Origin of the sequence: Pseudoalteromonas thalassia (genome assembly GCF_049257215.1) — a bacterium.
GTDB lineage: Bacteria > Pseudomonadota > Gammaproteobacteria > Enterobacterales > Alteromonadaceae > Pseudoalteromonas > Pseudoalteromonas lipolytica_C.
Genome location: NZ_JBMMUE010000002.1, coordinates 354,855 through 380,922, shown reverse-complemented (window position 1 = coordinate 380,922; position 26,068 = coordinate 354,855). Strand labels below are relative to the sequence as shown.

21 protein-coding genes are annotated in these 26,068 nt (G+C 40.9%); 19 read left to right on the top strand and 2 right to left on the bottom strand.

Annotation, left to right across the window (positions count from 1 at the left end):
- The first annotated feature begins 11 nt into the window (after window positions 1–11).
- The 11 genes from AAEU31_RS04085 (at window position 12) to AAEU31_RS04035 (ending at window position 12,522) form a co-directional block, all read left to right on the top strand.
- The gene (locus AAEU31_RS04085) at window positions 12–1,223 is read left to right on the top strand and encodes an ATP-binding protein (RefSeq protein ID WP_421966529.1); all 1,212 of its coding nucleotides are present in this window, start codon (window positions 12–14) and stop codon (window positions 1,221–1,223) included.
- Window positions 1,220–1,753 carry a response regulator transcription factor gene (locus tag AAEU31_RS04080; RefSeq protein WP_421966528.1) on the top strand — a complete coding sequence of 178 codons (534 nt, stop codon included), beginning with the start codon at window positions 1,220–1,222 and terminating at the stop codon, window positions 1,751–1,753. Before AAEU31_RS04085 ends, AAEU31_RS04080 begins: the two co-directional genes overlap by 4 nt.
- 153 nt (window positions 1,754–1,906) lie before the next feature.
- Window positions 1,907–2,311, top strand: a complete 405-nt coding sequence (locus AAEU31_RS04075; protein WP_421966527.1) for a DUF1761 domain-containing protein — start codon at window positions 1,907–1,909, stop codon at window positions 2,309–2,311.
- A 41-nt stretch (window positions 2,312–2,352) separates the two neighbouring features.
- The gene (locus AAEU31_RS04070) at window positions 2,353–2,604 is read left to right on the top strand and encodes a hypothetical protein (protein WP_055021979.1); all 252 of its coding nucleotides are present in this window, start codon (window positions 2,353–2,355) and stop codon (window positions 2,602–2,604) included.
- Window positions 2,605–2,752: 148 nt separating this feature from the next.
- Window positions 2,753–3,022 carry a CBU_0592 family membrane protein gene (locus AAEU31_RS04065; RefSeq protein WP_138558288.1) on the top strand — a complete coding sequence of 90 codons (270 nt, stop codon included), beginning with the start codon at window positions 2,753–2,755 and terminating at the stop codon, window positions 3,020–3,022.
- 175 nt (window positions 3,023–3,197) lie between these two features.
- Window positions 3,198–5,180 (top strand): TonB-dependent receptor plug domain-containing protein, encoded by a 1,983-nt coding sequence (locus AAEU31_RS04060; protein WP_421966526.1) that lies wholly within the window; start codon window positions 3,198–3,200, stop codon window positions 5,178–5,180.
- A gap of 23 nt (window positions 5,181–5,203) precedes the next feature.
- Window positions 5,204–6,943, top strand: a complete 1,740-nt coding sequence (locus AAEU31_RS04055) for a sensor histidine kinase (RefSeq protein ID WP_235381870.1) — start codon at window positions 5,204–5,206, stop codon at window positions 6,941–6,943.
- Complete coding sequence (locus AAEU31_RS04050) at window positions 6,940–8,310, top strand: sigma-54-dependent transcriptional regulator (protein WP_135926524.1); 1,371 nt, start codon at window positions 6,940–6,942, stop codon at window positions 8,308–8,310. Before AAEU31_RS04055 ends, AAEU31_RS04050 begins: the two co-directional genes overlap by 4 nt.
- A gap of 213 nt (window positions 8,311–8,523) precedes the next feature.
- Window positions 8,524–9,483, top strand: coding sequence for a porin (locus AAEU31_RS04045; RefSeq protein ID WP_199526926.1), 960 nt, complete (start codon window positions 8,524–8,526; stop codon window positions 9,481–9,483).
- A 57-nt stretch (window positions 9,484–9,540) separates the two neighbouring features.
- Window positions 9,541–10,971: an SLC13 family permease gene (locus AAEU31_RS04040; protein WP_235403882.1), complete on the top strand. Its 1,431-nt coding sequence runs from the start codon at window positions 9,541–9,543 to the stop codon at window positions 10,969–10,971.
- A gap of 138 nt (window positions 10,972–11,109) precedes the next feature.
- Window positions 11,110–12,522 carry a coniferyl aldehyde dehydrogenase gene (locus AAEU31_RS04035; RefSeq protein ID WP_421966525.1) on the top strand — a complete coding sequence of 471 codons (1,413 nt, stop codon included), beginning with the start codon at window positions 11,110–11,112 and terminating at the stop codon, window positions 12,520–12,522.
- Window positions 12,523–12,593: 71 nt separating this feature from the next.
- Here the strand turns inward: AAEU31_RS04035 and AAEU31_RS04030 are convergent, their stop codons facing one another.
- Window positions 12,594–13,316: a tetratricopeptide repeat protein gene (locus tag AAEU31_RS04030; protein ID WP_135926527.1), complete on the bottom strand. Its 723-nt coding sequence runs from the start codon at window positions 13,314–13,316 to the stop codon at window positions 12,594–12,596.
- 552 nt (window positions 13,317–13,868) lie between these two features.
- Here AAEU31_RS04030 and AAEU31_RS04025 point away from each other — a divergent pair.
- The 3 genes from AAEU31_RS04025 to AAEU31_RS04015 all read left to right on the top strand — a co-directional run bounded on the left by AAEU31_RS04025 (window position 13,869) and on the right by AAEU31_RS04015 (window position 17,826).
- Entirely contained in the window at window positions 13,869–14,717 is an 849-nt protein-coding gene (locus AAEU31_RS04025; RefSeq protein WP_421966524.1) for a DUF6279 family lipoprotein, read from the top strand.
- A 111-nt stretch (window positions 14,718–14,828) separates the two neighbouring features.
- The gene (locus AAEU31_RS04020) at window positions 14,829–16,664 is read left to right on the top strand and encodes a serine hydrolase domain-containing protein (protein WP_421966523.1); all 1,836 of its coding nucleotides are present in this window, start codon (window positions 14,829–14,831) and stop codon (window positions 16,662–16,664) included.
- 118 nt (window positions 16,665–16,782) lie between these two features.
- The gene (locus AAEU31_RS04015) at window positions 16,783–17,826 is read left to right on the top strand and encodes a GGDEF domain-containing protein (protein WP_421966522.1); all 1,044 of its coding nucleotides are present in this window, start codon (window positions 16,783–16,785) and stop codon (window positions 17,824–17,826) included.
- A 12-nt stretch (window positions 17,827–17,838) separates the two neighbouring features.
- Here AAEU31_RS04015 and AAEU31_RS04010 read toward each other — a convergent pair whose 3' ends face one another.
- Window positions 17,839–18,783 (bottom strand): LysR family transcriptional regulator, encoded by a 945-nt coding sequence (locus AAEU31_RS04010; RefSeq protein WP_135926531.1) that lies wholly within the window; start codon window positions 18,781–18,783, stop codon window positions 17,839–17,841.
- A gap of 118 nt (window positions 18,784–18,901) precedes the next feature.
- Between AAEU31_RS04010 and AAEU31_RS04005 the strand changes: the two genes are divergently transcribed.
- Genes AAEU31_RS04005 through AAEU31_RS03985 form a run of 5 tightly spaced genes read left to right on the top strand, consistent with a single transcriptional unit; the run spans window position 18,902 to window position 26,057 of the window.
- The gene (locus AAEU31_RS04005; RefSeq protein WP_421966521.1) at window positions 18,902–20,068 is read left to right on the top strand and encodes an efflux RND transporter periplasmic adaptor subunit; all 1,167 of its coding nucleotides are present in this window, start codon (window positions 18,902–18,904) and stop codon (window positions 20,066–20,068) included.
- 6 nt (window positions 20,069–20,074) lie between these two features.
- The gene (locus AAEU31_RS04000; RefSeq protein ID WP_421966520.1) at window positions 20,075–23,221 is read left to right on the top strand and encodes an efflux RND transporter permease subunit; all 3,147 of its coding nucleotides are present in this window, start codon (window positions 20,075–20,077) and stop codon (window positions 23,219–23,221) included.
- The gene (locus AAEU31_RS03995; RefSeq protein ID WP_421966519.1) at window positions 23,214–24,620 is read left to right on the top strand and encodes a TolC family protein; all 1,407 of its coding nucleotides are present in this window, start codon (window positions 23,214–23,216) and stop codon (window positions 24,618–24,620) included. Before AAEU31_RS04000 ends, AAEU31_RS03995 begins: the two co-directional genes overlap by 8 nt.
- Before the next feature lie 13 nt (window positions 24,621–24,633).
- On the top strand, window positions 24,634–25,656 hold the full coding sequence (locus AAEU31_RS03990) for a zinc-binding dehydrogenase (RefSeq protein ID WP_421966518.1): 1,023 nt from the start codon (window positions 24,634–24,636) through the stop codon (window positions 25,654–25,656).
- Window positions 25,657–25,658: 2 nt separating this feature from the next.
- Window positions 25,659–26,057 carry a thiol-disulfide oxidoreductase DCC family protein gene (locus AAEU31_RS03985; protein WP_421966517.1) on the top strand — a complete coding sequence of 133 codons (399 nt, stop codon included), beginning with the start codon at window positions 25,659–25,661 and terminating at the stop codon, window positions 26,055–26,057.
- The last annotated feature ends 11 nt before the right edge of the window (window positions 26,058–26,068 follow it).

Sequence of the window (26,068 nt, the reverse complement as noted above, 5' to 3'; positions counted from 1 at the left end):
ACACCTCTGCTATGCAAACTGATCCGGCTCTTAGCCGCTTACTGGTGTTAAGAAGTGCCGCAATTGCAGTGCAATTTATTGCTGTAATGGTTGTGTACTTCTTATTTGAACATCAAATTGCCTTACTGCCTTTACTATCCGTTATTCTAATTGAAGCTATTTTTCAGCTGTTGAGCATATTTGCTTATCGAAAAGTAACAAAAGCGAAACCTTCTGCTGTATTAATGCAGTTAACTGCTGATTTATTGTTTTTGACGATACTTTTGTCATTGAGTGGTGGGGCAACTAACGCGTTTGTGTCGTTATTGTTGTTACCAATTATGATAGCTGCGGTATCTGTTAATGCCAAAGGACTTGCCTATACCGCAGTGCTGGCAATTGCAGCTTATAGCTTTTTATTGATAAAGATGCCTGAACACACCATGCACCAAATGCAAATGACTCATCATTTTATTGGCATGTGGATTAATTTTGTTATCAGCGCCATTGTTATCGCATTTGTTATTGGCACATTAAATAGCACGTTAAGGGCCAGAGAAGCTACTATCGCAAAGGCCCGTGAACAGCAACTTAGGCATGAGCAGCTATTAACACTCGACGGCGCAGCCGCGCAAGTTACGCATCAATTAGCAACACCTCTTGCAAATTTGCAGCTTTTATTTGAAGAGTTGCAAGAACAACAAGCTGATGATCCCATTGTGCAAGAAATGGCTAAGCCATTGGCACAGTGTAAACAGCAGCTTGAACACTTTAGAGCACTATCAAATGCCTTAAGAACCGGTGAAACACAAAAGGTGATCAGCGCTCAAACATTACAGCATACAATTGAAGATGCCATGACATTGCATTTTCCTGAGCAAAGCTTACAGTGGCTCAATGATGCACCACAGTGCTCCATTTTGAGTGATGCTATGTTATTACCAGCAATTTTGAACTTGTTACAAAATGCAGTTTTAGCGAATATAAAAAACCAACAAAATACTATAGAAGCTCACTGGCAAATAGATAACCAACAACTGTCGCTTTCTTTAAGAGATTTTGGGCAAGGTTTTAGTGAGCAACAAATGTCCGCATTAGGAGGGCAGTTAATGCCAAGCAAAAGCGGTATGGGCATGGCAGTACTGCTATCAAATGTAACTTTAGAGCGTTTAGATGGTTCATTAACGCTATGTAATCACCAACAGCAGGGTGCAATTGCCACCGTAAGTCTTAAGATCGTATGAAACTGTTAATAATCGAAGATGATGTAAACCTTGCCACTACACTGGCAAGGCGTTTTACAAAACATGGCTTTGCATGTGAGCTTGCCCATAATAAAGAGCAAGCAATGCAAAAACTAAACGATGTTGATGCGAGCCACTATTTGGTTGATCTAAAACTCGGTGACGACAATGGCTTAACCTTAATTAAACCGATAAGAACACAGTTTCCTACTGCTCGCATTGTGCTATTAACCGGTTTTGCAAGTATTGCTAGTGCTGTTGAAGCAATTCGTTTAGGTGCTGACGACTACCTACCAAAACCTGTTGATTTTAATTCATTATTAAAAACAATATTGGGTGACGCTGAAGCAAACCCATCACTAGAGGATACAAAGGCGAACCAAGTTATGTCGCCAGAGCGATTAGAATGGGAGCATATTCAACATGTACTCCATAGTAATAATGGCAATATTTCCGAAACAGCACGACAACTCAATATGCACAGGCGAACTTTGCAGCGCAAATTACAAAAAAAACCAGTTCAACAATAAATAAGCTGTTTCCTTGGTGGGAACGCGTGTTAACTGACATCCTAAAGTATTATTTTGATATAGACAGGTATAAATCTAAGTCTTTTTGGTTTGCTGCATCGCAGATCCTTAACTACAGTCAAATTAGTACTGTTCGTTGTATGAGTTTGCAATATGCATTTTTCAGAACTTAATTTTTTTGCTATTTTTTTTGCTGGCCTTGCCTCATTTCTTTTAGGCGCGCTGTGGTACTCACCTTGGCTATTTAAGCGAATTTGGATGGAAAGCTGTGGTTTAACAGAGCTTGATTTACAAAGTATCAATCCAATTAAAGTCTTTGGTGGTAGTTTTATTTTATGCTGCATAATCGCCTTTAGTTTATCCTTATTCATTGGCTCGCACGTCAGTGTAGGAGTGGCAGTAGGTACTGGCTTTATTATTGGTTTATGTTGGGTTAGCTGTGCCTTGGGGATTGGTTATATTTTTGAGCAGCGTCCATTAAAGCTTTTTTTGGTGAATGCAAGTTACTCTATATTACAGTTTTCGCTTATTGGTCTTGTTTTGGGACTGTGGTCTTAGCATGGTAGGATCAGCGTTTTAGAAGTAAAATCGGGTAGTTAATGGCTAAACCAAATAAAAAAGGCCCAACTAAAACAGTCGATATTTTTTGCTCACAATGTAAAAGCCAATTATTTAAATACCGCAAAGGTGGAAAAGGGGCCTTGGTTAAATGCTTTGTTGAGCGTATTAGCCAAGACTTTACCAATGAAACAGGTATTTGCCCTGACTGCCAACGTCAATTCGCCCGCGAGACCATGATCCGCGGCGCACCTGCTCTGAAAATCATCGGTGGTAAGGTGACGCATAAATAGGTTTTAAAATACGGACATTTATCCTCGTTTCTTCCTCATGCTCTGATACTATTGACCGGTTTGCTGTTTCAATGAATGAAAACAACCCTCCCCATGGATTGGGCCAGTTGTATGGGTATAAACACATGAACAAAATGGATTCACGCACGTGATAGCACTTTTATTTGATATTATTGGCATGACAGGCACATTCTTAGTGGTTGGTGCTTTCTTTTTATTACAACTGAATAAAGCATCGCCAACCGGCCTTGTGTATAACATGATGAACTTAACAGGGGCAATTCTGTTGCTGATTAGTCTTTGTTATAACTTTAACCTTGCTAGTTTTGTTATCGAAATTTTCTGGATAGCAGCGTCACTTATTGGTTTATATAAGTACATCAAAGCAAAGCGTACAAGTAATATTGAAACAGCTTAATTAAGCTTCATATTAAAACCCATTTTTAGTTTAAAATGGGTTTTTTTGTATCTACTTCCGAGAACTCTTCAACTAAAATTATAAAAACATTGCAAGCTTGCCAATCTTTTGTATTAATAGTGTAAACAATGTGTTGCTTTTGCAGCATGGGCTATTAGTACAGGTATCTCGCAGCGTGAAGCTATTTAGATGTTCAGCACTTTTTTCAATTGTAGTTGCTTCAACCATCTCTTCGGTTGCTCATTCAACTGAAGAACAAGACTTATTTTCTTTAAGTTTTGAGGACTTGCTTGAGGTACATGTTGATCTGGCAACTAAAACTACTGAGACCTTGTCGTCAGTTCCTTCTACTATGACGGTGTTTAACCGCAAGCAAATTCAAGCACTTGGTATCGATAATGCGTATGAGATAATGAACTTCGTACCAGGTATGCAATCAACTCGTGGAGATTGGGTTGGCGCCGTGCCTAAAGACCATGCTCGGGGCGTTTATCTTGATAGCGGTAATGTATTAGTGATGATCAATGGTGAGCGAGTTAATGAGTCATCATTTGGCAAAGCCTCTGTTTACATGCCTTATATTCCTATTGAAGTCATCGAAAAAATAGAGTTTATCCGCGGTCCAGGCTCAGCGATTTATGGTAGTAATGCGTTTTTAGGGGTGATGAATATTGTTACCTCTAAAGAGCGAAATGCTATGCAACTCGTGGTTGGCAATAATGGTCGCTATGGGGCAACAGGGCAGTTTAACCGCACTGTTAATGACAGTACCGCTGTATATGCGACATTTTCTTATGATCAAAAAGACGGTGAAAGCTATCCGCAAGGGGTTAAAGATCCACTTGAAGCAATTTATCTCGAAGCGGGTGTCAATTACAAAAAGCTCAAACTAAGTGCTCGTTACAACAAAACAGAACTCGATGAGTTTTTAAACCTTGCAGGCTACTCAAAGCAAAACCAACATACCAGTGATAACACCTTTGTTGGCATTAAATATAACTGGGTTAATAACGATAAGCTAAAGCTTGACTCAAGTTATTCATACACTGAGCATAATATTTCTAGCGCAGGTTTAATCGTTGCATTTGATGATATGCCTGACTTTTTAGTTGGCCCAGCTTGGCAAACTACAGATAGTAAGTTTGAAACTGAGTTGAGTTATCAATTTAATAATCAATGGCAGCTTGCTGCAGGAGTAGAGTACTCAGAGGCTAAACAAGTTGAAGCTGGAGTTCGCACCAGTTATTACGACGACCAATCAGGTCTGATAATTATAGATCCTAGCTATTATCAGCAAGGTATTGTTACTGTGATGGATTTTCCTGAGTTTGCGGCCCTCAAATACACCTTTGAAACATATAGTGCGTATGGGCAACTAAAAATCCCTTACACAAAAGCATTTACTTTATATGTTGGAGCACGTTATGACGATGTGAACAACATCGACAGCAAACTTTCGCCTCGTCTTGCTGGTGTATATGTCATAAACCCAGAGCATACCGTTAAGTTACAATATGGCGAGTCATTCAGAACACCTGTTACTAACGAGCTTTTTTCAAATGATGATGTCACAGTAGGCAACCCGGCACTTCGCTCTGAGTCAGTAAAAACCACTGAGCTGGTTTGGCATTTTCAAACATCTGAGTTACAAGCTAATGCAGTGCTTTTTTATAATGAATTAAACGACTTTATAAACATTGAACCTACACAATCTAATGATGCCTTATTTACCTTTGCAAACTCCTTTAATAGCCAAAACAGCGGTATTGAACTTGATGGTACTTGGCAATCAAATAAAGAGTTCTCTGTAACAGGCACCTATACTCAATACTTTGAAGACCCAATTAATGCAAGTTTCAAGCGGTTTGCAAGCTTAGTAACTAGTTATAACTTATCTGACAGTTGGCAACTAAGTTTAAATGTATTGTGGCGAGACAAAGTTGAGGTGAGCTCGGTGAGTGGTGCCTATTTTAAACAGTCAGCCTATACCTTGCTAGGCGGTAGCTTAAAGTGGCAGCTAAATGCCAAAAGCCAGCTAATGCTTAAGGCAGAAAACCTGTTAGGCAAACAATATAACGTGTTTGATCCACGCATGGACAATGGCGCAGTTGCTGGTACAACTGAAGATTTATCGTTACACTACCAGTTCAATTTCTAGTTGCGCTTATCTCAAAGGTTTGAATGTCGTCATTAAGTAAAAAGTTAGTTTTTGCAGGTGCAATGCTTTTATTGTTGCTTGTGTTAGTTTTTTACCTTGGACGCGCTCACGATTATCAACAAGCAGAGCAACAAAGTCGTGTTCAAGCTACTCAGTTAAGTCATTATTTTTCAAGCGAGTTAGCCCGCTTTAAAACTATTCCTACCTTAGTTAGCGCCAATGATTTGGTTAAATCCTTTTTGGTTAATAAAGGTACTGGTGAACAGGCTGTTAACTATTACCTCGAAGATATTCAACGAGCCAGCGGTGCATCTGATGTTTATTTAATGGATTTAACAGGCTCGGTCGTGGCAAGTAGTAACTGGCAAGTTGATTACACCTTTTTGGGCAGTAATTTTGCATTTCGGCCATATTTTTATTTAGCCAAGCAAGGTGAAAAAGTTGCTTACTTTGCTTTAGGTATGCGCTCAAGTGAGCGGGGGATTTACTTTTCAGAGCCCGTTATAGAGAAGGGCAAAGTGATTGCCGTTGTCACTTTAAAAGTAAATGCTAAAAAGTTTGAACAAGACCGCCAGCTTCTTAATGCATCAGACAGCACCCATTTTTATATCGCGCTAGAAGATAGCGTGATTGTGATGTCGGATGTCGCCGATTGGCGTTTAAAGTCACTTAATACACTAAGTGATGAACAAATGGCCGCTTTGGTTAAGTCACGCCGATACTTATCACATAAACCTAGTTTGCTTATGTACACCAACAAGCCATTAAGTGAAAAAACCGCTCAGCAAAGTATTCAACTTGATGGCAAAGAAGCGCGCTTTATCAGTGCGACAGAAACAATAGATATTATAAACGCTAAAGCTAATGTGCTGGTGGATGTGACGAATGTAGAGCTTGCGCAAATCCCAAGGCTCCTCTGGTTTTGTGTGTTTTATGCCATTGCGGTGGTATTAATTCATATGGCAATGGTGCGTTTTGCTGGTTATAAAAAGCTTTTGTTTTCTAGACACAGCCTTGAGCAAGAAGTGATTGAACGAACTCAAGCGCTCGAAAAAGCCCAAAAAGCGCTGATCCAAACAGCCAAACTTGCAACGATAGGTCAATTAAGTGCAGGCATTAATCATGAAATCAATCAGCCTTTAAGTGCTATGAATACTTATTTAGTGAGTGCAAAACGGTTACTTATCAAAGGAAATATTGAGCAAGCCAGCGAAAATCTGGTACTGGTGCAGTCACTCATAGAGCGTGTCCATAAGATTGTCGCGCAACTTAAACATTTTAGTAAACCGGCGCAAACTCAACTTAGGCAGCAAAGCCTCGCAAGTATGTTAAAAAATGCCTTAATGATTGCCAGTGCACAACTAAAGCAAGACGATATCGAAGTTAAAGCTGCTGATATTGACGCACACATAACCGTGTGGGTTGACAGCGTTAAGTTTGAACAAGTATTGGTAAATGTGATCACTAATGCCAGCCAAGCAATGAGTGAATCTGAAAAACGCGAATTAAGTTTTGAGCTCGAACTATTCGATGACCGCGTAAAACTCTCTATTCTTGATACGGGCCCGGGTATTGATCAACACGCGTTAGGTAACATCTTTGAGCCATTTTACAGTACTAAAACCAGCAATGGCTTGGGTTTGGGCTTATCGATTTCACGGCAAATTATCGACTCATTTAACGGTCGATTATCTGCGCACAACCGCCCTGAAGGCGGCGCACAATTTATAATAACCTTGCAAACAAATAAGGAACCATCATGAGTGTAGTTGCAGCGACCTGTAATCAGGTAATCGTTATTGATGACGAAGCGGTGATCCGCGATTCATTAAAGCAACTCCTTGAGATTGAAGGTTACCAAGTTCAGTGTTTTAGTGAACCAACCGCGGCGCTTTCAAAATTGAGTCGTCGTTTTGAGGGAATTGTATTAAGCGACATAAACATGCCAAAAATGGATGGCTTGGCATTTTTAGAACAAGTTAAAGCATTCGATAGCGAGTTACCGGTTATTTTTCTTACCGGCTTTGCTGATGTATCTGTTGCCGTGAAAGCTATGCAGCTTGGCGCTTATGATTTATTTGAAAAGCCACTAACAGAGCAGTTGTTAGATTGTATCGCTCGCGCTTCAGAAAAGCGTGCGCTAGTGATGGAAAACCGCGCGTTAAAAATAGCAGTAGAGAAAACCTCTGCGCCCGGTGTGCGTATTTTAGGTGAAACAGAGCAAATGCAACAAATGATGCATTTACTCAATGCGGTAATCGACACTCCCGCCGATGTTTTAATAGAAGGTGAAACAGGCACAGGTAAAGAGTTAGTTGCCCGTTACTTGCATGATCAAAGTAATCGTTCTGGGGCTAATTTTGTTGCCATAAACTGCGGCGCTATCCCTGAGCAACTCATTGAGAGTGAACTTTTTGGTGCAGCCAGTGGCGCGTACACTGGTGCAACGCAATCTCGCCAGGGTAAGTTTGAATTTGCTAAAGGCGGCACTGTGTTTTTAGATGAAATAGAGTCAACACCCGCAAGCTTACAAGTAAAGTTATTGAGGGTGCTTGAAGAGCGAAAAGTAACGCCTGTAGGTGATAACCACGCCATTGATTTAGACGTGCGCATAGTTGCGGCCACAAAAGTAGACTTAATGACACTGGTCGAAGCAGGGGAGTTTAGAGCCGATCTCTATTACCGCCTAAATTTAGTAAAAGTGAGTATTCCGGCATTGCGCGACAGAAAAGCCGATATTCCATTACTTTTTAAACATTTTAGCTCAATAGCGGCTACACGTTTTCATAAACCACCGGCACCGTTGAGTAGTGAGGCAAAACAACGACTCCTTGCTTATGATTGGCCTGGCAATGTGCGAGAGCTTAGAAATCAAGCCGAGCGTGCTGTATTGCTGGGCTCTGATCTAGCCTTTGCCTCATACAGCGATTCAAACAATGAGAACGAACTTGCTCAGGACTTAAGCCTAGCCGAAAAAATTAGCTTTTATGAACAATCACTCATCGAAGAAGCCCTTGAGCGTAACAACGGCAGCATCAAAGATACCATGGTCACCTTACAAATTGCGCGTAAAACTCTCTACGACAAGATGACCAAATACGGTATTAATCGCGAAATGTTCAAAGACTAAACAACCCTCTCAGATTAAACTCTTCACAATGGGTGGAACTGGTGACAGCATGTTTTTAAAAATGTGTGGATATCCACCCATAAAAGCCAGTCTTATATAGATAAATAAATATAACGTATTGTTATTTATTAGTTTTTATAAAATTAACTAAGTTGGCAACCAACTTGCCTTACTTGTTAGGAACAACAATTTGAACCTAATAAGGGGCGCATAATGACAACAATATTCACTCATACAAAAACACGCGTAGCAGCGGCTGTAATTTTAGCGAGCACAACAGGCTCAGCAATGGCAGCAGAGTACGCTGTATACGGTAAAGCAGAAGTTCAAATAGCAAACACAGATACCGGCGTTATGCGCTATGCTGACGAAGGTACACAAATTGAGGCACCTTTTTCGCGAATTGGTATTAAAGGCAGCCACAAACTAACAGAATCGCTTAAAGCGGTATTTAAATATGAAGTACAAGTAAAAGGTTTTGAGCACGATGATACAAACGAACCATTTTCAGCGCGTAATACTTATTTAGGGCTTGCTGGAGATTTTGGTGAAGTCGTTGTAGGCCGTAACGACACTCGTTTTAAATACTCTGAAGGTAAACTAGACGGCTTTAACGAAACACAAGCAGATATCGCTCAGCTGATCCCAGGTCAAGACCGTATCGGCGATACCATTACCTATAGCTCAAAAACATACGGTGGCGCATCACTTGCGCTGACTTATGCACCAAAAGATGACAGTAGTAATGATGAAGATGGTTTTGCGGCAACGGTTATTTATGGTGACCGTGCATTAAAATCAAAAGACTACTATGTTGCTATTAGCCATGTCGATGCACTTAACAAATTGACGGCAAGCCGTGTGGTTGCAGCATGGAAACTTGAAAACCTCCAGCTTGCGGGTTTGTTCCAGCGCAGCGAGTCAACAGATGGCACGAAAGAAGGCAATGGCTATGCACTCAGTGCAAGCTATGCAATTGATAAATGGGTACCTAAACTGCAATACGTTAAAGATGACTCAAAAATTCGCCATGCTGAAGAAGGTAAACAATGGACAGCGGGTGTTGACTATAATTTTGATAAACAAACCACAGCATACTTATTCTATACTGATTTAGATTTAGAACTTGAATCAGACAACAGCGTTGCAATTGGCCTTAAATACAAGTTCTAAGGAGTCGGTATGTCATTAGTAAATCAAACAAAAGATGGCTCACAGCCACGCCCATTAATGAGCACAGTAATGTTACTTCTGGGCCCATTAGTGATGTTATTAACCTGTATTATTGAGCCTCCTGCAGGTATGAGTGTAGCTGCACTTCGTACCGCAGGCCTTGCATTTTGGATGGCTTCCTGGTGGGTCAGTGAAGTTGTGCCAATTCCTGCGACTTCATTATTGCCACTTGTAATATCACCTCTTGCTGATATTGCAGCAATCAAAGGGGTCGCGTCACCGTATGCACACCCTTTGATCTTTTTATTCTTGGGCGGCTTTTTGATCTCAATCGCGATGGAGCGTTGGGGTTTACATAAGCGTATTGCACTTAACACTATGCTTCGTGCCGGAACTAAACCTAGCCTGCAAATTTTAGCCATGATGTTAGTAACAGCATTCTTATCAATGTGGATGTCAAATACTGCAACAGCAGTAATGATGCTACCTATTGCTATGTCGATTACTATGTTGGTTAAACAGTCTAACCCTGACAATGACCAATTTGGTAAAGCATTGTTATTATCAATCGCTTATGGCGCAAGTATCGGTGGTATTGCAACGCTAATTGGTACGCCACCAAATGCACTTATGGCAGCATACTTATCAGATAGCTACAAGATTGATATTGGCTTTGCCGAATGGATGAAAGTAGGTGTACCACTTGCGACTGTTATGCTTATTTTATGCTGGGTTTGGTTAACTAAATTTGCTTATAAAGTAGATACACAATGTGCAAAAGCAGCGAGTAAAGATACTAAATCGCTATTTTTATCACAGTTGCAAGAGCTCGGTGCTATGCAGCGTGCAGAAAAAGGTGTAGCAATAGTATTTGTTTTGGCAGCTGTTTGTTGGATCTTCCGACCGTTACTGGCTGATCTTTCTGGCTTAAAAATTTCTGACACCGGTATTGCTATCGCAGCAGCCTTATTATTATTTGTGTTACCAGCAAACAAAGGTGATGGTGAGCGTATTCTTGACTGGGAAAGCGCAGCTAGAGTGCCATGGGGAGTGTTACTTTTATTCGGTGGTGGTTTAACACTGGCTGCACAAATCAAATCATCAGGCCTTGCGGAATACATTGCCCATATGATTGAAGGGGCAAGTGCAATTCCATTGGTTTTAAGTGTACTAGCAGTGGCTACCTTAATTACCTTCTTAACTGAGATCACTAGTAACACAGCAACAGCAGCAGGTTTCTTACCACTATTAGGCCCGGTAGCTGAATCTGTATTTGGTACGCCGCTTGTGTGGGTTATTCCGGCAGCGATTGCGTGTAGTTGTGCGTTTATGATGCCAGTTGCGACACCGCCTAATGCGATTGTTTTTGGCTCTGGGCAAATTCAAATGCGCGATATGATTCGTTCTGGTTTTGCACTGAATATTATTGCGATTGTTATGATCACTCTTGTCACGATGACAATTGCAGGAGCAGTATTTGGTTTTTAATAACTAGATTTCTTCTCAACCATTTTCCAACCACCGACAGCGCTCCTAGTGAGCGCTGTTTTTTTTGATACGACTAATGTTGCCCATACATGCATTGCTGGTTATAGTTGATAAAATCGCTTTGAAAGAGATGACGTTTTGACTGACACAGATGTACCTTTGCAAATACAATTTAAACAACTTGATGAGGCATTTTTAGCCCAGCCTTATTTACCTATCGCCAGTCGTATTAAGCTGTTGAAACAGATTAAAACACGGCTTATTGAAAATGAACAAGCATTGGTCGCTGCAACGAGTAAAGATTTTGGTTATCGTACTTCCTTTGATACTGTGCTTGGTGATTTATTACCAACGGTTAAAACAATTAGCGACATAATTAAACGTTTACCTAAATGGTCACGTAACGAAAAGCGTGCAGTTGGTATTAGCTTATGGCCTTCAAATGCACATATTCAGTACCAGCCAAAAGGTGTCGTAGGGGTAATAGCACCGTGGAATTATCCTATTCAATTATCTTTAGTACCTGTGATAAGTGCCTTAGCAGCAGGTAATCGGGTAATGTTAAAGGTTAGTGAGTTTACACCCCACACTAACCAGGTAATCAAATCAATAATGACTGATGAGTTAGCACAGCACTGCGTTGTTGTTGAAGGAGATGCCCAAGTAGCCGCAAATTTTTGTGATATCCCATTTGCTCATTTGTTATTTACAGGTTCAACTTCTGTTGGTCGTAAAGTCATGCAAGCAGCAAGTAAGCATTTGACACCTGTTACTTTAGAGCTTGGCGGAAAATCACCCGTTGTTATTCTCGATGACGTAAATATTAAGATGGCGGCAAAAACACTGTTATTTGGAAAGCTCAACAATGCAGGCCAAATATGTGTTGCCCCAGACTATGTATTTGTACCTAAAAAGCTTGAGCACCAGTTGGTTTTGCAGCTATGTGAACTGTATAAAAAAGTTTATAAGCAAGGTGTTGAAGGCAAAAACTTAACTTCAATAATATCAGATGCTCAGTATCAACGTTTAAAGTCATACCTACACGATGCAGAGCAAAAGGGGGCGCAACTGTTTAGCCCACTTGATGATGATCAACATGATGACTTAAAACATCGTATGGGCTTGCATTTAATCACACAAGTGAATGACGATATGCAAGTTATGAAGGATGAAATTTTTGGCCCTCTGTTACCAATTATGACTTACGAAACAGAGCAGCAAGTCATAGATTACATCAATCACCGCTCTCAACCTTTAGCCCTGTATATTTTTGGCCATAATAAAGAACAAATCAAAAGAGTCAGTCAATCTATTCGCAGTGGAACATTAGCAATTAATGATTTACTTATGCAGGTGACAGCTGATCAATTACCGTTTGGCGGAATTGGTGAGTCTGGAATGGGTAATTACCACGGTATTGAAGGGTTTAAAACTTTCAGTCATGCGCGCAATACTTTGGTTTCGGGTAAATTTAACCCACGCACACACTTGTTATTAAAGCAGAATAAGTGGCTTATTAAGATTTTAAAATGGATGTACTTGCGCCCTTAGGCGCAAGTACAAAACATTTAATGCTCATTTTTAGCTAACTAGTTATCACTGAATTAAGCAAGTAGTTACACTTATAAGCGGCCATCAGGGGCATATAAACCTGCCTGAATTTTGGCGTAAATTGCATCAGCCTTTTCTTTTGCGGCTTCAATTTCTGCAGGTAACATACTGCGTTCATCAAGCTTGCGGCTATGGCTTGCATCCATGTTGCCGTTGTATTCAGCAATGGTATTCCAAATATAAGATTTCTCTAGGTTTTTTGGAACGCCAAGGCCTTCATAGTACATCAAAGCCATATTAAACTGGGCAAGTGTAAAATTATTGGCTGCCGCCTTTTGATACCAGCTAAGTGCAGTGCGGTAATCTTGTAATACACCTTCACCATTTGCATACATAACACCTAGGTTATATTGAGCTGCGGGGTGATTCTTCTTAGCTGCCATCTCAAACAGCGAAATAGCTTTTTCTTTGTCGAGTTTTACACCTTTGCCTTCTTGGTAAAGAACTCCAAGTGCAAACATCGAATCAGCGTGAACTTTTTTTACGGCTTGTTGATAAAGCTCAGCTGCTTTTTGGTAGTTACGCTGTACACCAAAACCACCTTCGTACATTTTAGCAAGTTCATACATTGCCGGCGCAAAGCCCCGATCTGCTAAATAGTTGTATTCTTTTAATGCTTCTTCAAAGCGACCTTCATTAGCCGCTAATTGAGCATCTTCTAGGCTAGCATGTACAAAAGGTGAGAGGATTAATGCGCTAGTAAGCAATAGTGATTTCAAGTTAGGCTTGATCATTGTCTGCCTCCAAATGTGTGTTAGTTATCAACAGCTACAAACTTAGATATTGATAAATGCATTGCCAAACTCGCAAAAGGGCAAAACATTATTTTTAGTTTAGACCCAACAGTATTAAATGCCCAATTTGAAGGCAATAGCAAGTACATAATTAAAAAAGTAGACACAACATACAGATTTTACAGAAAAATTAAAGAAATAAAAAAAGCCCATGATGGGCTTTTTAGTGTCATATCTACCGTCACCGATATGAGCAATGTAGCAAGTAAAGTGTAACGTTTTATGTCGCTGCTTGGGTCGAGGAAGCCGCAAACAATCAAGTGTTAAATCTTGAACAAATCCAGAAAAACACCATCAAAGCCTTATAGACATTGATATTGTTGTGAGATTAATAGCCTACCTGAACTTGTTGATAACGATTATTACTTAGATTAATGTGGGCGTCAACACTTAAATGATAATTAATTTCATTTAGAGGGTCTTGCTGATTTTTTATTCTCAGTGTTAACTTAATAAGGTACTAATTAAAATTAGATTAATAAATTGAGCATGATGAAAAAAATAGCAAAGTATTTAATCACATTGAGTTTACTTTTAGGAGTTGCTGGTTGTTCTCCTAGCTTTACTTATAACAATTTAGGCTGGCTGTCAGGATTCTGGATTGATGATTATGTTGACTTAAACAATGAGCAAGCTGAAAAGTTTGAACATATAGTTAAAACCAGCCGTGATTGGCATCGAGAGACTCAACTACCTCTTTATAAACATGACTTAGAAAGTTTAAAAGTAATGTTAGAAACTGACGTTAATCACGCTCAATTAAAACAGCATTTCAGCCAAGCAAAGCAACATTGGCAAACACTAGTTGATAAGCTAGAACCAGAATTGATCGATTTAGCAAACGCATTGAGTTATGAACAACGAGTTGAATTTGTAGCGGCACTGCAAGATAAAATCAATGAAGAATATTTAGAGCATCAAGAAAAATCTGCTGAGCAGCACAAACAAGAACGTCTAGATGAAAATCTTGAGAACTATAAAGAGTGGTTTGGCACAAAGTTATCAGCTGAACAAAAAGCACTGATCGAATCGGCATCTAACACTCGCATTAGTACATTTTTACTTTGGATGCAGTACAAACAAAAGCGCTTAGATGCTTTAAAATCTTTGTTTATGCAAAAAACTAAGCCTGCGGATTTTGATCAACAGTTAGCGGTGATCATTAATAATCGTTTGGCTTTTATGAGTGATGAATTAATCAAAGCTGACGATAAAAATCTAGATGACTACGTAACCTTACTGCTTGCCTTAAAACCAACTCTTACAGACAAACAGCGTCGAAATGTTCGTGAAGAGCTTGATGATCTAATCGATGATGTTACAGATTTAATGAATGACTAAATAATCACGCCTCGCTCATAGTCGTAATTTTAATAAATAACTTTCTAGCTTGCGGTTAGTAAATACGCCGCAGGTCAACTTCTTGCTGCCTAAGGAATGGTTTAATAAAACATGAAACACCTTGTAAAATTTTTAGTTATTGCTGTAACGGCATTATTTTTTGTATCTCATGTAACCTTGTCTAACGAAAAGTTTGGGTCAGAAATAGAGTTAAGTAATCAAATTGAACACTCTTTGCACAACGAATCTCTAATAGGCGTTGTTTGGTCAACAGTGAGTGCAAATAAAATTGCGCAAGGTGCAAAAGGCTATGCAGACTTTACGAATTTAAAACCAATGACGACAGCTAATAAGGTGCAAACAGGCTCTATCGTTAAAACACTTATTGCTACAGGGGTGTTGCATCTTGTAACAGATAACAAACTCTCCTTGGATACCCCGGTTACTGAAATATTACCAGATATTGGCTTGCAAAATCCTTGGGCCTTGAACACACCAGTTCGGGTTAGACATTTACTTGATCATACGTCAGGGCTTGAAGACATCAGGCTTTGGCAATTATTAACGACACAAGCAAAGCCTGATACGGCTCTAAAAGAAACCTTTACTAAAAGCCAGTTGCGTATTAGAAGTCGCCCCGGAAGCCGCTTATCCTATTCTAATCTTGGTTATGCAATTTTAGCTATGGTGATTGAAGCCGTTGTTAAAGAGCGCTATGAATCTTACTTAGATAAACACTTGCTTGAGCCGCTGGGTATGCACATGAGTACATTTAATTTTGTTTCTCAAGTAGGAGAGTTTAGCGATCCTGCGCTTGCTATGGGCCATTTTGAAAATGGCGTTAGCCAAGCCACGTTACCAATGTTTTTAAGACCGGCAGGGCAGTTCACAACGACTGCTTATGATATGGCTTTGTTTGCGCAGTTTTTAATGGGCGATGGCAAGATTAATGACCGCATATTTATTGAACCGACACTATTAACAAGCATGGGAAAGCCTTTTAAAACAGAAGCTGCCTTAAATAATTTAACTGATATCGGCTATGCGCTAGGGGTAACTACACGCGACCGGCATAATGTGGTTGGCAAATGCCACAGTGGCTCTACTTTAGGTTACCGCACCAACTTTTGTTTTTTTCCTGAGCAAAAAAAAGCATTTTTTATCGCTTTTAATGCCGATGTAGAAACTGCAAATTACAAACAATTTGATAGCATGCTGATTAGCAACCTTGGTGTAAATAAGGCCGATGCAATAGCTCCATCAAAACCGCAAGTAGCGCTTGATGATTGGCAAGGGTTTTACACGCTTTCCCCAAACAGAATGAAAAGATTTGCCTATTTTGATCGCCTACTTCATTTTGCAACAGTGAGCTCAAATGGCGAAACGCTAACACTGTCACCATTTCAGTCTCAGCAAAAAACCTTGCTAGCTATAGGCGGTAATTTGTTTCGTGAAGAAACAAAGCGATTTCCTTCACACACTCTGTATATTTCTGAAAATGGTCAACATATGATCAGTGATGGTTTTCGAACATATGAACAAACCAGTCTTTGGAAGTTACTGCCGATGTGGCTCAGCCTAGCCATCGGCGTAATCGCCATACTATGGATATTAGTATATGGCGCTATTTGCTTGGTTAAGGGACAATTACGCTTGTCGACAGCTCTATTATTGCCTTTTACGGCGACGCTATTTCTTTTTGTACCGCTGCCTTTATTTTTAACTCAATCATTTTTAAATATTGGTGAGTTTACACTTGCCAGTGCATTGTTAGCATTAGCCACGACAATATTACCGTTTGCTATGACTTACGGGTTATGGCGTATATTTGCTCATGAAAAGTTGAGTAAAATGAATTTGTTAAATAGTTTAGCAATGGTAGCTGCTTTGCAATGGTCACTCATTTTAGCACTTTGGGGTGTATTTCCCTTATTGCTTTGGAGCTAAAATGTTTAACAATTGTAGGTAAAAAAGTGCATTGTTATGCACTGTTTGGTAATAAAATGTTCCTAATTATGGTGAATCACGTTAAAATCTGCTTACTATAATTACGGCAGGAAATCTAATGGATATCGGCGCTCTGAGAGGTACTCAGGCTTTACGAAATAACGTTCTGAAATGGATGGGATTTTGCTTGGGTGTGCTTGCTAGTATCTTTGCCGTTTTTAATTTACTTGTTACAAACATGATTTTATTAGGGGCACTTGAAGTTATCTTCGCCCTGTTCTGTTTTTATATTTTCTTTTATACACGAAATCACAATGGTCATCGCTGGCAATCCGTTACATTATGTATTTTTTTAACGGTTTTAATCACGCTCGGCACGTATTTAAGTAACATAAAAAGTGTGTTGTTTATTTGGACCTGTTCATTACCTATTTTGTTTTACTTGCTGTTAGGTAAACAAGTTGGTTTGTACCTTTCATTAATAGCCGCTGTCACTCAAGCCGCGATTCTATTAGCTAAACCCAGTTTAGAACCCCTTAATACTATTAATTTCTTGCTTAATTTTTCTTTCACCTACATCAGTATTTGGGCGGTGTCTCATACCTTTGAAAACAGTCGTGCAGAGTATGGACAGCGGCTCGAAAACTTAGCTTTGCTTGACCCGTTAACGGGGGCTGGTAATCGCTTAGCAATGACACACTATTTTGAAATTGAACAAACAAATAAACATGGTTTGTTTATCCTTATGTTAGACCTTGATTACTTTAAGAATATAAATGATCAATATGGCCATGAAGTGGGCGATCGCATTTTAATTGAAGTCACTAGCTTCTTTAGACAGCGCATTAACAGAGGCTATGTTTTTCGTATTGGTGGTGAGGAGTTTGCTATTTTCTTACCAGATAGTGACCCGAAGAGTGCATATGAATTTGCAGATATGCTTCGCGAGCAGTTATCAACGACTATCCACAACATTGATGAGGAAGCAATCAATCTGACCATTAGTATTGGTGTTGCTTGCTATACACCAAACCAAACCCTAAAAAGCTTTATAAAACGAGCTGACGATGCACTTTATCAAGCTAAACAGCAAGGCCGAAATAGAGTCGTAACGGCTTATGAGTTAAACCAACAATTAACCCGGTGTAATAAAGCGAGCTAGCGCTATATAGACTTAACCCTTGTACATAGTGTCAAAATCAGGAATGTTCGCTTCCCATATTGGAATATCTTTGCCTATGTACTCGCGCATCGCATCAAAAAATAAACGTGTTCTTACTGGTAAGTCTCTGTGTGGGTAAACCGCGTACACGGCGCTGTAATCGAGTAATTCCATATCGGTTAAAATGGGCACTAAATCGCCACGTTTTACTTCATCATCAAGAATAAATGCCGGGGCAAGAACATAAGCATTGCCTGAAATAGCTTTCATTAAGAGTACTTCAGCATCGTTTGCACGAAAGACACTTTTAATGTTTTGCTCAATAATATCGCCATCGACATTACGATAGCGAATACCACTAATACGTTTGCTTGGACTTGAATAGCTAGCGGCAGGCAACTCTTTTAAATCTTCAACATGCTTTGGCATACCGTAAGTTTCGATAAACTCAGGTGAGGCCAGCAGTAACATGCGGTTGCGGGCAATTTTTCGGGCAATAAATGATGAGTCTTTTGGCTCGCCAACGCGAAAAGCTAAATCATAACCTTCTGACACTAAATCAATTAGTCTGTCGTCTAAGCGAAGCTCTACTTCTACTTGCGGAAAGCGTTTTTGAAAGTCATTAATGACTGGCTGAATATATCGTTTGCCAATAATACTTGAAGAGGTAATTTTTAACGTACCTCGGGGTTCTTGGTGGTAATTCTCTGCAAGTCTTACGGTATCTGATAGCAAATCTCTAAGTTCAGCTGCTTTTTTTACCATTTCAGCGCCAGCGGCAGTTAACGAAAAGGAACGCGTAGTTCGATTAAGTAAACGTACCCCTAATTCATCTTCAAGACGGCTAATTTGTTTTGATATGACTGAACGGTCTATATTTCTAGACTCTGCGGCTTTAGCAAATGAGCCTCGTTCAATCACTTCAAGTAACATTAATAAGCGGCTGGTGGTATCCATAGCAGTTCCTTAAACTTTATTGGTGCCATTCTGGCATTAATGAATTTAAAAATCTATCGTTTTTATCCTCTAATTAGTTCCTTAACATTGTCTCCAATCTATTAACAGGAGAGTCGTGATGAACAAATCTATTCTTGCAGTGGCAGTGACCATTGCGAGCTTAACGCTTGCAGGGTGTGGCACAGAAGCCAACCAAGCAGCGCAGCAACAGCATTTACAACCTATCGATGTAGCACAAGTACTTGTTAAGCCAGTACAAAATTGGCACACCTATACAACGCGTTTAGAAGCACCCCAAGAAGTTGCACTTATGCCGCGTGTTTCGGGTGTGATCGATAAAATTAACTTCAAAGAAGGTGACAGCGTTAAAGAAGGCGATTTGCTTTTCACCCTTGATGCTCGTCCTTTTGCTGCCGTGGTTGATAGCTTAAAAGCGCAAATCGAGAGCGCAAAGGCGGCACTTGAGCAAGCAAAAAGTGAAGCACAACGAGCAGAGCGCTTAACTGAACGTAAAGCGATTTCTACTGAGCAAGCTGAATCTCGTAAATCAACGCTAAGACAACGCGAAGCGCAATTGCTAGCTCTACAAGCTGAGCTTACTGCCGCTGAGCTTGATTTAGCATTTACCCAAGTGCGTTCGCCAATCGATGGCGTTGTATCGCGCGCTAATATCACCAAAGGTAACAACGTACTTGCCGGTCAAAGCGTGTTAACAAGCATTGTGTCAAACCAGCAAATGTATGCTTATTTTGATATTGATGAGCGCACGTGGAATCAGTCATTCGCTGATGTGACTGCGCAAAGCGAACAAGCGGTTGTGATGCAAAAAGTGGGTGAAACCAGCTTTAACTTTAATGGCAAAATCAACTTCATTGATAACCAAATTAATGAAACTACCGGTACTCTTCGTGTTCGTGCCGTGTTCGAAAACGATGAGCAACAACTGCGTGCAGGTTCATTTGCTCGTATTAAGCTTGCAGCCAATGAAGTAAGCGAAAAAGTAATCGTGCCAGAGCGTGCAATTGGGACAGATTTGAAGAACCGTTTTGTACTCACTGTCGGTGAAGGCAATGTTCTTGAATATAAATTAGTGACAGTTGGTGAGCGTTACGGCAGCCTACGAGCGATTACATCGGGCTTAAACGAAAACGATGTGATAGCCGTAAATGGCCCAGCGCGTGTTGGTCCTGGTATGCCTATTTCACCAAACACAGTCACTATAAATAGCGACGGAATTGCATTCACTCTTTCAAATAATCAATCTGATCTAGTCGCGAAGAAGTAGGGCAAAATGAAATTTTCACACTTTTTTATTCAGCGACCCATCTTTGCAGCGATGCTGTCGCTTATCTTTCTCATTGCAGGGGCAATCTCGTTATTTCAATTGCCAGTGAGTGAGTACCCAGAGGTAGTGCCGCCAACGGTTGTTGTGACGGCAAGTTACCCAGGTGCAAACCCAACGGTGATTGCTGAAACAGTGGCGACGCCACTTGAGCAAGAAATCAATGGTACTGAAAACATGTTGTATATGTTTTCGCAAGCAACCAGTGATGGCCGCATGACGTTAACGGTAACGTTTGCGTTAGGCACTGATTTAGACCGTGCACAAGTCCAAGTGCAAAACCGTGTAAACAGTGCGCTACCACGCTTACCACAAGAAGTTCAGCGTTTAGGTGTTGTAGCCGAAAAGTCATCACCAGATTTAACCATGGTGGTTCATTTATATTCACCTGAAAAAACGCACGATACGACTTACTTAGCGAACTATGCTGACTTATATATCAAAGACCAAATTGCACGTCTTCCGGGTGTGGGGGATGTTCGTATGTTTGGTGGTGGTCAGTACTCGATGCGCGTTTGGCTAAACCCAGATGCACTCTCTGCACGCGATTTAACGGCAATGGATGTTGTTAACGCATTACGCGCGCAAAACCAACAAGTTGCAGCGGGTAGCTTAGGTGCGCAACCTACCTCGAAAAGTAATCAGTTTCAAATTCTGATGAATGTAAAAGGGCGCTTAAGCTCACAAGAAGAATTTGAAAATGTGATCATCAAAGTAGGTGAGCAAGGTCAGCTTACACGCCTAAGTGATGTAGCACGCCTTGAGTTAGGCCAAGACACCTATGCACTAAGAGCAATGTTAGATGGTCAACCAGCCTTGGCAATGCCAGTGTTCCAACGCCCGGGTTCAAATGCTATTGAGCTTTCTGATCAAGTGCGTGAAACCATGAAAGTGTTATCAAAAGACTTTCCGGCAGGTGTTGAATACGACATAGTTTATGACCCAACAATTTTCGTACGCGGCTCTATCGATGCTGTTATTAAAACGCTACTTGAAGCAATTGCGTTAGTGGTAATCGTTGTTGTGGTGTTTTTACAAACATGGCGTGCATCGGTTATCCCACTGATTGCGGTACCGGTTTCTTTAATTGGTACGTTTGCGGTTATGCAATGGTTAGGTGTATCGATTAATACCTTATCGCTATTCGGTTTGGTTCTTGCCATTGGTATTGTTGTTGATGACGCCATCGTTGTGGTTGAAAACGTTGAACGTAATATCGAGCAAGGCTTATCACCACTCGAAGCAACCCGTGTTGCAATGACAGAAGTTACAGGGCCAATTATCGCTATTGCACTTGTACTTTGTGCGGTATTTATTCCAACGGCGTTCATTACGGGGTTATCTGGTCAGTTTTATAAGCAATTTGCGTTAACCATTACTATTTCAACGGTTATCTCAGCGTTTAACTCGTTAACATTATCGCCTGCGTTATCGGCGTTATTATTGAAAGGACATGATGCAAAACCAGACCGTTTAACTAAGTTATTAAACCGCGTATTTGGCAACTGGTTATTTAAACCTTTTAATCGCTTGTTTGATAAAGGTGCCAATGGCTACGAAAAGCTGGTGCAAAAACTGATTCGTATAAGTGTGATTGTATTAGTCGCATATGTTGCACTTTTGGGTGGCACAGTTAAATTGTTTGATGCTGTTCCGGGTGGTTTTATTCCACAGCAAGACAAGCAATACTTAGTGGCTGTTGCACAGTTACCTGATGCGGCAAGCTTAGATAGAACCCAAGAAGTCGTGCAAGAAATGGAAAAAATTGCATTACAAGTACCGGGTGTTGCAAACACAGTATCGTTTCCTGGTTTATCTGTGAACGGTTTCACTAATAGCCCAAATAGCGGCATTGTGTTTACTCCGCTTGCCCCTTTTGAAGAGCGTCAAGATCCGAGTATGTCGGCAATGGCAATTGCGGCGCAGTTAAATCAAAAGTTTGCTGCTATTGATGAAGCGTTTGTTGCGGTATTCCCGCCACCGCCAATTCAAGGTTTAGGTACAACGGGTGGCTTTAAACTACAAATTGAAGACCGTGCTAATAAAGGCTTTGAAGCACTATTTAATAGCTTACAAGCAACCATTGCTAAAGCGCAGCAAGACCCAGCATTGATGGGCCTTTACTCAAGCTTTAGAATTCAAGTGCCACAAATGGATATCGACATTGACCGTGAGCAAGCGCTGATTCAAGGTATTCCACTTGATGAAGTGTTCAATGCCTTACAAGTGTACTTAGGTTCGATGTACGTAAATGACTTTAACTTGTTTGGTCGTACTTATCAGGTTAATGCACAAGCTGATGCTGATTACCGCCAAGATCCTGAGCAAATTTTGAATCTTAAAGTGCGTAACCGCATGGGTGAGATGGTGCCATTAGGCTCTGTATTAACGGTCACGCCAACAACAGGGCCAGATCGTGTGATGCATTATAACGGTTATCCTACAGCTGAACTAAATGGTAGCCCAGCGCCAGGTTATAGCTCTGATCAAGCACAACATGCGATTGAAGCAATCCTTGCTGAGACATTACCAAATGGTATTGAGTTTGAGTGGACGGAAGTAACTTATCAGCAAATATTAGCGGGTAATACCATGGTATATGTTTTCCCTCTTGTTGTATTGCTAGTGTTCATGGTACTTGCGGCGCAATACGAGAGCTTAAGATTACCACTGGCTATTATTTTGATTGTGCCTATGACGATTTTCTCGGCCTTGTTAGGTGTGTGGTTTGTTGGTGATGACAACAATATCTTCACGCAAATCGCATTAATCGTACTGGTTGCACTAGCAAGTAAAAACGCCATCTTGATGGTTGAGTTTGCAAGAGATCAGCATAAAGGGGGGATGTCTCACCTTGAAGCTATCATCAAAGCGTGTCGTTTACGACTTCGCCCAATATTAATGACATCAATTGCCTTTACGGCAGGTGTTGTCCCCCTTGTTTTAGCAACAGGTGCTGGTGCTGAGATGCGTCATGCCATGGGTAACGCGGTGTTCTCAGGCATGATTGGTGTAACTGTGTTCGGCTTATTGTTTACTCCGGTGTTTTATATGTTAGTTACTAAAAAATCGCAGAAGGAGCAACACGATGCATAAGCCTCTTCATGAAATCTTTAAACAAGGCAAACTAGTCAGTGCGATGCTGTTAGCCGGTGCACTGGCTGGCTGCGCACAAAGCGTCGATATGCAAGAGCAGCAAGTGAGCCTGACACAATTTGTTAGCGATACACAAATAGGTGCACAAAACGAAGGTGCGAGCGAAAACAACTGGTGGCGCCGTTTAGATTCGCCGCAGTTAAACAATTTAGTGACTGATGCATTAGCAATGAATCACGACCTAAAAACCAGCCAACTTCAACTTGATGCAGCCATTGCCCGTTTAGGTGCAGCCCGTGCGGATTATTATCCGCAGGGCAGCCTAAGCGTAGGCACAGAGCGCAGTAGCTTAGATGGCGCAATTACCCGCCAATCAAACGCGGGGGTTAATGTTAATTGGCAACTTGATTTATTTGGTCGCATTACCGCGCTGGTGGATGCAGCTAATGCGGGTGCACTAAACCAAGCAGAGCAACTAAGAGCATTACAGGTTGAAGTGGTTTCTGCTGTGGTGCAAGGCTATGTAAGCTATCAAGGTAATGTGCAAAAGCAAGCTATCATTGAGATGCAAATCGAAGCACTCGAGCAAAGTATTGATGTGCTCAAAGCGCGAGTAGAAGAGGGGGTTGCAAATGAGCTTGATCTTAACCGCACCCTCGCGCAGTTAAAGCAGCAACAAGCGCTTATTCCTGAGCTTAGTTACTTGCAATATCGCGACTTAGCAACCCTAGCGGTGCTAACCGGCCGACTTGCAAGCGATATAACACTGGTTGAAGAGCCTGAATTATTAAGTCACGAGTTTAGCGTGTCGTTTAGTAAAGCCAGCGAAGCAATGGCTCTCAGACCAGATATCACCAGTGCTTTATATCAGTTTAGTCAGGCTTATTCATTGAGTGTTGCAGCTTCAAAAGCACTTTTGCCAGATATTAGTCTGGCAGGGTTTGCAGGTGTGGTGAGTTTAACCAGCAATGGTTTAGAAGATACCGTGCAACAATGGCAAGTAACGCCAAAAGTTGAATGGTCATTGCTCAGCTATCCTGCATTATTAGCTCAGCGTGATGCACAGCAGTTTTTAAGTGAAGCCGCTTACAGTGACTATCAAAGTAAAGTATTAAAAGCGATTAGCGATAGTGAACTTACTTTGCAAAGACTAGTCAAACAGCAGCAACAGTTAAGTTATGCTGATCAGCGTTTTAATTATGCGAATAAAGCATTTGGTCAAGCTCAAGCAATGTATCAAGAAGGACAAATTCCTTACTTAGAGTTGTTAGATGCGAGACAGGATGTTTTAATAGCGCAAGAGAACGCTGTTGATTCAACAATTGCTTCATTGCAGGCCAAAGTAAGTGCTTATCAAGCGTTTAATGGTCGTTGGAGCTTTGAACTAAACAACCTTTAACCCAGAGTATTAAATGTCGCATATTCAACAAACTACAGATCTTCCGTCAACAATGCGCGCGCTAGCAGTGGTTGAGCCCAACGACGCAATTGCGTTAGCTGAGCTTTCTTTGCCAGTACCGAGCCCTGAAGGCAATGAGCTTTTGATAAAAGTTGAATATGTGGGCTTAAATCATGTTGATGCCAACTTTGCAAAACAAGGTTTTTGTAAATGGCATTACCCGCATGTATTAGGTCATGATGCTGTTGGGGTGGTTGTTCAGGCAAATAAAGGTGTATTCCCTGGTGTTGGTGCACGCGTTGTATGGCACGCCAGCCTTGGCGACCAAGGTGTGTTATCTGAATACACCACGGTACCAAACTATGCTGTTTCGGTTGTGCCAGATAACGTATCACCTGCAGACGCTGCAACCTTACCTTGTTCGGGTATGACGGCATTAATTGCCCTCGATAAGTTGCAGCTGAGCGAAGGGGATTCACTCTTTATTGACGCAGGGGCAGGCGGCGTTGGCCAATTTGCTATTCAATTTGCTAAGCTACGTGGCGCAACCGTATTTACAACTGCCAGCAAACACAATCATAAGTTACTTAAGCAATTAGGTGCTGATGTGGTGTTTGATTACAAAGACCCAAAACTTGAAGATAAAATTCGCCGTGAATTAGGCCCGCAAGGCTTTGATGCGGTGCTTGATTGTATTGGTGGTGATACCACCATTCGTAACGTTGAATTAATGCGTTTTTGTGGCCGTATTGCCTGTTTAAATGAATTACCTAAGTTTGAACAAGAACTTATGTTTAGACGCGCACCTAATATTGGCATTGTATCGTTAGGCGGAGCGTGGCTTGCAAATAGCTTATGTGCGCAACAAAAGCTGAGTTTTATGGGTAACTTATTACTCGATAATGCAGCCCGTGGCGAGATCAAATTGCCGCAAATCCATGCCGTAGACTTTACCGCCGAGGCTGTTTCAGCGGCATTAAATAAACAACTTGCTGGTGGCTTTACCGGTAAACAAGTTGTGCAAGTAAGCGGTTAATTTTGCAAACTCACTGCCCAGTCATACTGTTTGATGGTCAGTGCAATCTGTGCCATTTTTGTGTTCGTTTTATTGTTCGCTTTGATAAGCAAATAACATTTAAGTTATGCCCCATGCAAAGCGATAAAGGTGAGCGTTTATTAAAGGCTCACAAAGTTAATGATCCACTTTCCTCAATGTTAGTCATTGATAAAAAACAGCTATATAAACAAAGCGACGCTGTGTTATTTATCGCAACTCAATTAGGTTTTCCATTCTCTTTGGCTAACGTTTTCAAGCTACTGCCAAAAGGCTTTCGCGATCGTATTTATGATTGGCTTGGCCGTAATCGTTATCGGTTTTTTGGTCAACAAACACAATGTAAGTTACTGACCGAAAAACAAAAGCAGCATTTTTTATAAACATTTAAAGT

Excerpts from the sequence above, each read along its gene's own strand:
- AAEU31_RS04020 (WP_421966523.1), top strand. The coding sequence starts at position 14,829 with ATGAAACACCTTGTAAAATTTTTAGTTATTGCTGTAACGGCATTATTT.
- AAEU31_RS04005 (WP_421966521.1), top strand. The coding sequence starts at position 18,902 with ATGAACAAATCTATTCTTGCAGTGGCAGTGACCATTGCGAGCTTAACG.
- AAEU31_RS04085 (WP_421966529.1), top strand. The coding sequence starts at position 12 with ATGCAAACTGATCCGGCTCTTAGCCGCTTACTGGTGTTAAGAAGTGCC.
- AAEU31_RS04030 (WP_135926527.1), bottom strand. The coding sequence starts at position 13,316 with ATGATCAAGCCTAACTTGAAATCACTATTGCTTACTAGCGCATTAATC.
- AAEU31_RS04040 (WP_235403882.1), top strand. The coding sequence starts at position 9,541 with ATGAGCACAGTAATGTTACTTCTGGGCCCATTAGTGATGTTATTAACC.
- AAEU31_RS04070 (WP_055021979.1), top strand. The coding sequence starts at position 2,353 with ATGGCTAAACCAAATAAAAAAGGCCCAACTAAAACAGTCGATATTTTT.
- AAEU31_RS04015 (WP_421966522.1), top strand. The coding sequence starts at position 16,783 with ATGGATATCGGCGCTCTGAGAGGTACTCAGGCTTTACGAAATAACGTT.
- AAEU31_RS03995 (WP_421966519.1), top strand. The coding sequence starts at position 23,214 with ATGCATAAGCCTCTTCATGAAATCTTTAAACAAGGCAAACTAGTCAGT.
- AAEU31_RS04075 (WP_421966527.1), top strand. The coding sequence starts at position 1,907 with ATGCATTTTTCAGAACTTAATTTTTTTGCTATTTTTTTTGCTGGCCTT.
- AAEU31_RS04080 (WP_421966528.1), top strand. The coding sequence starts at position 1,220 with ATGAAACTGTTAATAATCGAAGATGATGTAAACCTTGCCACTACACTG.
- AAEU31_RS04045 (WP_199526926.1), top strand. The coding sequence starts at position 8,524 with ATGACAACAATATTCACTCATACAAAAACACGCGTAGCAGCGGCTGTA.
- AAEU31_RS03990 (WP_421966518.1), top strand. The coding sequence starts at position 24,634 with ATGTCGCATATTCAACAAACTACAGATCTTCCGTCAACAATGCGCGCG.
- AAEU31_RS04025 (WP_421966524.1), top strand. The coding sequence starts at position 13,869 with ATGAAAAAAATAGCAAAGTATTTAATCACATTGAGTTTACTTTTAGGA.
- AAEU31_RS04050 (WP_135926524.1), top strand. The coding sequence starts at position 6,940 with ATGAGTGTAGTTGCAGCGACCTGTAATCAGGTAATCGTTATTGATGAC.
- AAEU31_RS04000 (WP_421966520.1), top strand. The coding sequence starts at position 20,075 with ATGAAATTTTCACACTTTTTTATTCAGCGACCCATCTTTGCAGCGATG.
- AAEU31_RS04010 (WP_135926531.1), bottom strand. The coding sequence starts at position 18,783 with ATGGATACCACCAGCCGCTTATTAATGTTACTTGAAGTGATTGAACGA.
- AAEU31_RS04055 (WP_235381870.1), top strand. The coding sequence starts at position 5,204 with ATGTCGTCATTAAGTAAAAAGTTAGTTTTTGCAGGTGCAATGCTTTTA.